Below are 9,502 nucleotides of genomic sequence, written 5' to 3' on the forward strand. Positions count from 1 at the left end.
GCTCTTTAAGCCTGGTAGTAGGGCTATTGGCTTGCCCCACAGGTGTGAGGTACACACCACACCTGTGTTGCCCTATTGAGTGGAATATCCACCCAATAGGGAAGACGGCCTGAAATTCGGAGCTGTCAAGAATCCTCGTCCCTTCCAGGGCGGGGAGAAGTCAAATGTTATTTAAGGCGGCTTATAAGCCGCTTTTTTATGTGTGCCCGGCATGGGCGATAACTTTATGCCCAAACAGATGTAGATGCCATTTCAGGCTTGCAAAAAATAGAGATATAAATTATACTGTTTTTATAGCAAATTAAATTTAAGCTGCATAACCGGCTGATATTGCCCCAAAGCATCATCCATTTTCTGGTGTGGCGTTTATAATATAGATGTTGCCGGTGAAAATACAAAAAAATAAAAATTTTTTTGACTCTCATGTCACAAAGGCCTTTTTTAATTTGTTATATATGTTAGGAAGATGAATCAAAGAGGGGCTGATTCCAATGGGCAATAGGATACAATATAGGGGGTGAAGGTTAATAAGGAGCAAAGCTTAAAGGTCGCGCTCTGGAACATGCAGAAAAAAGCTCCCAGACTTTTCGAGAGCGTACTTTATAAAAAATGAAGGGATTTAGATGAGAAGAGTAAAAATTTATGTTATCCTTTTATTAACTGTTCTATTTATGCCCATATTTGGGATATCGGTTCGAGCGGCTAATGTTACAGACATGTATTTTTACTTTTATTTATCTGGAAACAACTGGCGATATACTGAAGGCAGGGCTAAAGAGAACACTACTTCGGTTTATGTACATCTTCAGGAAGCACCTATATATTTTGTTTATGCACGAGCAGAGGGATATCGCACTGCTTCTGGTTCTACCACAGGGACATATTATTGGTATAATGACACTATAGGGGGAGATGTGGTTCTTCCTAAAGGACAGCAGAGTTCTATCCGCACCCTGATATATGAGAGGGGTGGACGCATAGCTCGGCTGGGTATTAAGCAGTTTACTGAGGATGGCGTCGCATATGGTGTTTGGAGTCCTGACAGCACCAGACAATACGTAGTGGTAAATTGACTAAACTATGGATAGAGCATGGATATGGACATCCATAAAGGTATTTATTTTACGGCTGTGCTTTAAGCACAGCCGTAAAATAAACAAAGTATAACTTAGGAAGGGGTTTTCCATGAAAAGGTTGATGATTTTGATCCTTTTGCTGTGTTTGCTGCTTACCGCCTGTTCATATTATCGTTTTGAAGACAGTATAAAGAGAAAATTGACTGAAGAGATAGGGAAAAATCGGCAAGAAAATCGAGAAAATGGAGAATCTGCACAAAATATCGATGAAAAATATCGCTATAGCGAGGGAGTATTTCATATAGGCGATGTTATTCCTTTTGACATATGGGGTAAAATGGAATTAACAGTAAACAGCGCAAAGGTGTTTGACAGTATGAGCGATGCGGGGATCGACAAAACAAGGCTTCACTCTGAAGAAGTCAAAGAAGATGGCAGCAATTATTTTGTCTTGCTTGACCTCACCATAAAGAACATTGATGCTTCTGGTTTGGGAAACGATGGTGAAGATTTTTATATTGACGGTGTACTTATAGAGAGAGATTATATAGGCTATCAAGACAGTCTTGTCTCGTATTTTCCAATAGCCTATTTCAGCCACTCCCCTTCAAGAGAAGATGCTGACTGGCAAAAAAATTATTATAAATATACTCTGTCGAAAGGTGAATCATTGGACTGTCAGATAGGTTTTTTTGTGCCTCGGGAGCTGGTAAAAAACAATGAGGTAGTATATTGTCTTGGTGCAAATACGAATATAATTAGGTATTACGTAGAGTTGGATTTGGAGGTAATGAGATGAAAAACATAATGAAAATAGAAATCTACAAGGCTTTGACCAATAAATTCTTTATAACTACCGTATCCATAGCCTTCTTTATCAGCCTGTTTAATGTGCTGTACATGGTGGGAGCTTACAATGATTTTAGGAGAGAGATGCAGGAAATAGAGAGGCTTTTAGGTTATGAAACAAATCCTGAGGTTCATGCATATGCGCTTTTCAATTCATGGATAGGGGGAGAAGGCAAGACGCTTTCTTTTGCTCTGTTTTTTTTCCTACTTCCACTGTTTGCCACTATACCATATGGATGGTCATATTTTGTGGAACTAAAAAGCGGGTATGTAAAAAATGTGGTGACCAGGGTCAGCAAAAAAGATTATTTTTTATCGAAATACATAGCGGTATTTGTCTCGGGCGGATTGGCAGTAGCGATTCCTCTTGCCCTAAATTTTCTTATAATGGCTTTGGTTGTTCCAGCCCTTACTCCGGACAAAAGCTATATATATTACCACTTGAGTCAGCCAAATATGTGGTCGGGACTTTATTACACTCAGCCGTTTTTGTTTGTAATAGGCTATCTTGTCATTGATTTTATTTTTTGTGGGCTTATAGCGACTATAAGCATGGCACTTTCTTTCTATGTAAAAAACCGCTTTGCTATTGTAATTCTGCCGTTTTTTCTTATGCTCGGGCTTCATTACAGCCGCAGATTTCTATATTGGATAGCTTATGTGGAGATTTCCCCCTTGAATTTTCTTCATTCTACGCCGATTGAGAATCCAGCAAAGGGATGGATAATTGTTTTAGAGGCACTGGTGATCTTTTTGCTTACTTTTACCGTGTGCATGAAACGAGGGATAAGAGATGAAGTTTTTTAAACTTTTAAGTTACGATATTGTAAACGGGATTATATATAGATATAAAAAATATCTAATAGTTGTCCTGGTGTTTTTTGTATTCTGCATCGATTTGTTCCGCACCATAAGTAGTTATTATGCCCACAGTGACGCCGTTAAACCTGCAATTACTATGGCCGATTATGTTTTTTATATCTTTAAGGGCATGAAGGAATATATACCTGCCGGCAATGAGCCTTTTAAATTTCCGGCTATATGGATAATCGTTCAACTGCTTCCAGCCTATATCACACTCGATTATCCATATAACGACCTTGAATCATTCGGACAACACGTGCTCATACGTACCGGTGGGAGGATATTCTGGTGGCTGTCAAAATGTATATGGAATATGTTGAGTGTAATAATTTTTTATTTTATGGCTTATGCCACCATAATTCTATTTTGTATTTTTGCCAAAATTCCGATAAAATTTGAGATAACCTCTGATCCTAAGTTTTTATCCACTATAATGGAAGTTGAGCATCCGTTAATAGCATCTCCTGGGGAGGTAATTGTGGCGCTGTTTTTACTTCCGCCGCTTATATCTTTGGGGTTGTGCCTTACCCAGATGACATTGTCTTTGTTTTTTAGGCCGCTTTATAGTTTTGGGATTACTGCATCTATACTTCTTTCTTCCGCTTATTTGGTTTCCCCATTTTTAGTAGGAAATTATTCTATGGTGATGAGAAATAGCATTATGATGGAAGGAGGAGTAAATACAGGCGGGGGCATTATTGCAGCTTCTATAATGGTTGTTTTATCTATTTTTATAGGAAGCATATACTTTAACCGGTATGATATTTTAAAAAGGGAGTAAAGGAGGGTGGTTATGGTTATAGAATTTATTAACGTTACAAAAACGATAAAAGGACATAAGGTGATTGATAACGTCAATGTAAAGTTCGAATCCGGGAAAATAATAGGATTGAAAGGGATAAATGGTTCGGGGAAGACCATGCTTATGCGTCTGGCATGCGGTCTAATCCTTCCATCGGAAGGTACAATCTCCATAGATGGCAAAATTTTGGGGAAGGATATTACCTTTCCTGAAAGCGTAGGTATTTTGATTGAGAACCCTGCTTTTCTTGATGGATATTCGGGATTTAAGAACTTAAAGATGTTGGCATCCATCAAAAATGAAATAGGGGATGAACAGATTAGGGAAACTATCAGACGGGTGGGGCTTGACCCGGATGACAGGCGGCCATACAGAAAATATTCCCTTGGAATGAAACAACGCCTTGGTATAGCCGCCGCCATTATGGAAAAACCTGATATTGTTTTGCTGGACGAGCCTACAAATTCATTGGATATCTCGGGTGTAGAGCTGCTAAAAGATATATTGAGGCAGGAGAGACAGCGTGGTGCACTGATTATCATCTCTTCCCATGACCTTGACATATTGCAAGAAGTATCCGATGAAATTCATGTGATGGAAAGAGGAAGACTGGTGGATCATATAGTGATGGAAGGTCCTGATAAAGGAGTGGATAAATGATATGAAAAAGAAAATTGTAATCTCGGTTTTAGCCGTATGCCTTATGGTGGCGTGGATTGTTCGTTTCATTGATGTAAATAGAAAGACAAAGGATGCCGAAATAAGACACTACGACGTTGGCGAAGTGGTTGCCATAGAGGATAATTATTTTGTGCATTCCACAGAGAATATGAATGGCTATGAAGTTATTGTAAACAGTGCGAGAGTGATGGACTATGGTGAATATCTAAAAAAATATGGATTAACGGAAAAGGATGTACAGGATAGATATCCTCCCGATAAGGTCTATGATGTGCACATTACACTTCGCAACATTGATAACACAACTGGTGGGATATATCTGCCAAACTGGATTTTACAAGGAGTGGACCAATATACCAGTATAAATCTTGAGCTTTACAGGTTGGTAAATCCCGAGGCAAATGGGGTTATAGCAGTGGCTTTAAGGCCGGGTACTGAGATGGATTTTTACCTTCCTTTTGACTTAAGAGAATATCATTACAACAAAAGGACATGGAAGAATATAGACAATTATCCAATTAGCCTTGTAGTATCAAAGTATCCTGTCAAGAAAATGATTGATATTGTAAAAAGATAAAATATGCTCATATTTATATTATAACTGCGAGATGAAACCGATATTAATTGTGAGTTAAAGAATGGGAATGAATATGATTGACATGATTTACATGGCGTTCAAAGAGGCTTATAAGCTGTTTTTTTGTATGTATTATAAAAAATAGAGGCAAATGGACAAATATTACTTAGACTATGAAACAAGTTTAGTTTCTGGGCTTTAAAATGTCGCTGATGAAGATGTTGGAAAAAATTTTTGATTTCCATTTCACAAAAGGCTTCTTTAATTTGTTATATATATTACTGTTCTGAAAAAGAAAAAAGACAATATATATTTGTTTTTTTATTCAATATTTTATGTATACGTGTTTTTTGTCATAAAATATACGCAATTCCCAATAATACTAAATGATGAAATGAGATCTATAATAGGACAAAACGTATTTCGAGACAGTAATTTTTTACCGTTTGCAAACCTTAAGTATAATTTAAAATACATTATACTAAATACAGTTATGACAATACCGTTTGGTTTTGGAATTTGTTTTTTAATTAAAACTAGCTTTAAAAAAGTCATATTATTAGGTTTTGGCTTAGGTTTTTCACTAGAGCTTATGCAATTGATTATTGCTTTAATTGTCGGATTTACATTTAGGTATGTGGATGTAAACGATATAATCTTTAATACATGTGGTGCCGTAAATAGGATATAGTTTATTTAAGTTATTCCACATGTTTTTCAAATCAATCGTGAATAAATATAATGTAAAATTTAATTCTTTTTTAAAATATATTTATCATTTGGAGTAACATATAATGGGAAGCTGAATTAGAGCTCTCTCCAAAGGGGCACTCTCGAAAGGTAGCTATGAAGTTTCAAAACGTACAGACGGCAACTGTAATTTTAGACGAATAAGCTGTAAAACATTGCTGGGTGATGCTGAAAAGTTATGGGATACAAAGGAAAAGGAAAGTATTTACTGAACTTTAATAATTATAGATATTTTGGATTGATTACTTATAGAATATGTATCGTATTGTTCACTAGGTGTTTTAATTTGCTCTATTTTTAATATATCGGAACACGGAAAGGAGAAAAGGTTTATATGATGGTAAAAAAATATTTGAAGCCAATATTTTTTTGGGTATTGTTTATATTAGGGATTTTAATACTATCAAGAAGTGTAAAATTAGCATATCGAGAAATATCTAATTTTATGATCGATAGGGGAATTGGTTTAAATAAAGATCTTTACACACTTTTTTTAGAACAATGCATTAAGAAAAATATACTCATAGGTTTAATACTATCAATATTGGGAGGGTTTGGTGGATTAATCAATATGAATAAAAAGTAAACTTTTACTCAATAGATTTATATGACGTTCACTTTATAGAAATAAGCTGGCTTTATCGGCTTATTTCTGATTGTGTGCTCATCATGAGCAATAACAATAAAAATTTTTTATTCTTGTGTCACAAAAGTCCTCTTTGATTTGTTATATATAACTATATATCTGTTTGGGAAATAATATTTGAATTACCTTCTCCTTGCTGGAACATTTATAGTATTGCGAATTGAAAGGAGTTGATGTATAAGTGAAAAAGAGCTAATTGTATTTTTACTGTTTTGTCTACTTATATTTTCCGGATGTCAGCAATTTAACTTAAATGATAAAGGTGAGTATAACAGTACTATTACGGAATCAAATCGACTGTCGGAAACTTTGCACAATGAAGAAAACCCAAATGATATGGATGCTAATTCGGATGCTTGCAGTGATTATAGTATTGTTGTAGAAGGACTCTTTGCGGGAAGATCTGGGAAAATTGAGATAAAGGACGATACGCTGGCGCGGGAACTCCTGAAAGTTATTCACACGAGAGATGAGTTATTACCTGAAAGTTACGTACGTCTTCCTTATAGACATGAAATAAAGATCATTTGCAATGGTAACGTTATACAAGAAGTGGATATTAGTTGGGCTGATGAAACATGTTGTGTTTGTTATTATGACGATAAAGAGCATCCATCTCATATTGTATTAAAAATACCAACGGATCTTGCATTGAGAATAGAAAATCATATGCTGGATAATTATTTGACCATAAGAGGCTTTTTCGGATTAGAACCCCCAATTGTTCTTTCTTATGAAAGGATAAGTAAGATAAGCATAAAAAGCCTTATTACAGGCAATGCGTATTTTGGCAATTATGAAAAAGACTCCAACAAGGATATAATCGAGAGGTTTGTTAGCCTTTATAATCAGTCGCTATCTATATATGATGAAGATTTAGAAGGTACTTATCTCACAAAACGTGAAAAGGATGTTTTATCCGGGAAGCGTTTTGATGCTGATTACAAAATTGAGGTTTTATTTGAAAACGGGGAAAAGCTTGAGCTTATGGCAGGAAATGAAAAAGGAATTTTTCGCGTCATATTTCGAGGAGAAGAATATATCATCCAAAATCATGAGCTTTATATGTATTTAAAGGTTTTGTCAAATGCTGAAACCAAAAAGCCAAATGGAAAGTATTTAAGAGTAGTTACAACTTGTGGAGAAGTGCTGATATACGATAATGCACTAGCTGAGGAATTTTATAAAGCGATAAAAAATGAGGAGAATTATCTTGAAGGTGGATTTAATTGTCCTTTTGGTGTTTATATCCAAATCAAAGAAAATGGGGAGGTAGTGAACGAATTCAGGATAACCGGCCCAAGCTATTTAGGCGAGGATGAGTATATAGCACTCACAACGGAAGGTATTAATGTGAACATCCCTGCTTTCATAGGTACAAAGCTTGAAAACGAGCTAAGAAAAAATAATTATTCATTAAGTTATAGTAACTGAGGGTATTAAGCAAAAGTGTATTGTTAAGCGTATTCAATGGGGAGTGATGACGAGATGTTTGAAGATCGAGAGTATTTTTACATTGGAGACAGGAATAAAAGCACCAACGGTAATAAGAACATCGACGGCATATGGAAGTCTGTTCTTAAGTATGGTGTGCTCACGGCTTCTCATTTTGAAGCTCGCTTTCCCGACGACCCTGCCCTAAGTGAGGGGAAAGATGAATTCCTCCAACTGCCGAAGATTTCAGTAGAACCGTGGAGCGGGATGAAAAGAGCCGTTACTGTAAAAGGCGAGATGACCTCCGAAACAAGAACATTGTTTTTGCGAATCATAGATAGCGAGGACATACGACTTTGGAATTTTGTACTCTTTAGGGATGGGAAAAAGCTTCTGTCAGTTTCGGATTGCAATGATCGAATTGTGACTGAGCATTTTGCCAAGGAGTTCATGGAGAAACTCTTTCATAGATGGTTTGAAGCCATACCGGAGCCGGAAATCAAACCCCAAGAGGGGGAAACAGGTGAATTCTTGGAGATACTCCGCGAGATGACTCAAGAAATTGTATCAATGCTAGAAAGAGATCAGTCTATACATGGATGACATCGGGATGACTGCTATGTTGTTGTTTTTGGAATGGTGACTCACCAACCCGACGCTTGACGAGTGTTTTGGATTCAAATCAATTGTTCAATCTCTTCACGCAGCTTCCGCAGTGCCACTCGGGTGTAGAACTGTGGAATGGCCACGTTAACATGGACGAGGAGGCCCTTGAGACCAGTAGGTTCACGCCCGCCTTGGCCTGCCGAAGGTTTTCCCGATGTAGAGAGGAGTTCTTCCCTTATGTAATTGAAGAGAGAATTGAATTGTTGTTGCCTAGACACCCGGCGATAGGGGCCGTTTGCCCGCTTTTTTCTCGACATCAGGACATCCCGGACAATCCGCTTACGAATCCAAGGGAGGAAATATGTTTTTGAAGATTTACCGTGGCTGATATCCAAAGAAGAAGTAATGAAACAGAAGCAATTGAATGACAATCATTCGGTAAGAGATGACTTGCTGAAGATAGAGGGAACTTTTCCTTTTAACAGTTCCTAGCTGGAGCAAACGGTGTTATTTGTATTTGACGACGACAAATTTGTATCCGGTGAATATCTATTTTCAACTGCTAACCAGGATCAATTTACCAAATTTTGTAAGGAACTTAAAACCCGTTTGGAAAAATCGCTTCCGGAACCGTTTGGAAATGATTTAAGCGTACTTGATGACGCAAAGAATGTAGATGCTCAGGGAAAGAGTGTGATGTGGAAGGGCGAAGATGGTAGTTATTTAAGAATAAACTTATTTACAACCGCACAGGAGGGTGATAAAACGCAGTATACGGTACAGATCAAAAGTGAGGCTCCTGCTCCTGAACGGAAAGGATTGCAGTAATCAGGTGGGAATAAATTTCCGTGCAAGCCCATGCTTATTAGTAGTCAAATATATACCGCAGCAAATGGTTCTCGTTGGGAATGGAAACGCAGCATAATCGATATTGCAAGTTTCAGTTGCAGTCGGAAATAAAACATGAACTGGGATCGGATGCTGATGATGAATAAGGAAAATCAGTACAATTGTCTCATTTTACATGGTGTTAAAGGCGGCTTATAAGCCGCTTTTTTATGTGTGCCCGGCATGGGCGATAACTTTATGCCCAAACAGATGTAGATGCCATTTCAGGCTTGCAAAAAATAGAGATATAAATTATACTGTTTTTATAGCAAATTAAATTTAAGCTGCATAACCGGCTGATATTGCCCCAAAGCATCATCCATTTTCTG

The 9,502-nt window shown here is 37.0% G+C and carries 12 protein-coding genes; 11 read left to right on the forward strand and 1 reads right to left on the reverse strand.

What is annotated here, in order from left to right:
- The first annotated feature begins 623 nt into the window (after nt 1-623).
- The 10 genes from BM241_RS11390 (at nt 624) to BM241_RS11435 (ending at nt 8,282) form a co-directional block, all read left to right on the forward strand.
- The gene (locus tag BM241_RS11390; protein WP_025747781.1) at nt 624-1,073 is read left to right on the forward strand and encodes a hypothetical protein; all 450 of its coding nucleotides are present in this window, start codon (nt 624-626) and stop codon (nt 1,071-1,073) included.
- A 112-nt stretch (nt 1,074-1,185) separates the two neighbouring features.
- Nucleotides 1,186-1,875, forward strand: coding sequence for a DUF5027 family lipoprotein (locus BM241_RS11395; protein ID WP_025747780.1), 690 nt, complete (start codon nt 1,186-1,188; stop codon nt 1,873-1,875).
- On the forward strand, nt 1,872-2,732 hold the full coding sequence (locus tag BM241_RS11400) for a hypothetical protein (RefSeq protein WP_092282840.1): 861 nt from the start codon (nt 1,872-1,874) through the stop codon (nt 2,730-2,732). Before BM241_RS11395 ends, BM241_RS11400 begins: the two co-directional genes overlap by 4 nt.
- Nucleotides 2,719-3,570, forward strand: a complete 852-nt coding sequence (locus BM241_RS11405; RefSeq protein ID WP_092282841.1) for a hypothetical protein — start codon at nt 2,719-2,721, stop codon at nt 3,568-3,570. The genes BM241_RS11400 and BM241_RS11405 overlap by 14 nt, the downstream gene beginning before the upstream one ends.
- Nucleotides 3,571-3,582: 12 nt before the next feature.
- Nucleotides 3,583-4,251: an ABC transporter ATP-binding protein gene (locus BM241_RS11410; protein WP_025747777.1), complete on the forward strand. Its 669-nt coding sequence runs from the start codon at nt 3,583-3,585 to the stop codon at nt 4,249-4,251.
- Between the two features lies 1 nt (nt 4,252).
- A complete protein-coding gene (locus tag BM241_RS11415) occupies nt 4,253-4,849 on the forward strand; it encodes a DUF5028 domain-containing protein (protein WP_025747776.1) in 597 nt (198 codons plus the stop codon).
- Between the two features lie 343 nt (nt 4,850-5,192).
- Entirely contained in the window at nt 5,193-5,540 is a 348-nt protein-coding gene (locus BM241_RS13250) for a VanZ family protein (RefSeq protein WP_394328186.1), read from the forward strand.
- A gap of 393 nt (nt 5,541-5,933) precedes the next feature.
- A complete protein-coding gene (locus BM241_RS11425; protein WP_092282842.1) occupies nt 5,934-6,185 on the forward strand; it encodes a hypothetical protein in 252 nt (83 codons plus the stop codon).
- A gap of 396 nt (nt 6,186-6,581) precedes the next feature.
- Nucleotides 6,582-7,679 carry a hypothetical protein gene (locus BM241_RS11430; protein WP_092282843.1) on the forward strand — a complete coding sequence of 366 codons (1,098 nt, stop codon included), beginning with the start codon at nt 6,582-6,584 and terminating at the stop codon, nt 7,677-7,679.
- 54 nt (nt 7,680-7,733) lie between these two features.
- On the forward strand, nt 7,734-8,282 hold the full coding sequence (locus BM241_RS11435) for a hypothetical protein (protein WP_092282844.1): 549 nt from the start codon (nt 7,734-7,736) through the stop codon (nt 8,280-8,282).
- A gap of 74 nt (nt 8,283-8,356) precedes the next feature.
- Here BM241_RS11435 and BM241_RS11440 read toward each other — a convergent pair whose 3' ends face one another.
- Nucleotides 8,357-8,602 (reverse strand): hypothetical protein, encoded by a 246-nt coding sequence (locus BM241_RS11440; RefSeq protein WP_092282845.1) that lies wholly within the window; start codon nt 8,600-8,602, stop codon nt 8,357-8,359.
- Between the two features lie 187 nt (nt 8,603-8,789).
- Here BM241_RS11440 and BM241_RS11445 point away from each other — a divergent pair, with 187 nt between their 5' ends.
- Complete coding sequence (locus BM241_RS11445) at nt 8,790-9,113, forward strand: hypothetical protein (RefSeq protein WP_092282846.1); 324 nt, start codon at nt 8,790-8,792, stop codon at nt 9,111-9,113.
- The last annotated feature ends 389 nt before the right edge of the window (nt 9,114-9,502 follow it).

The sequence above is a fragment of the Caldicoprobacter faecalis genome (assembly GCF_900115765.1).
GTDB lineage: Bacteria > Bacillota > Clostridia > Caldicoprobacterales > Caldicoprobacteraceae > Caldicoprobacter > Caldicoprobacter oshimai.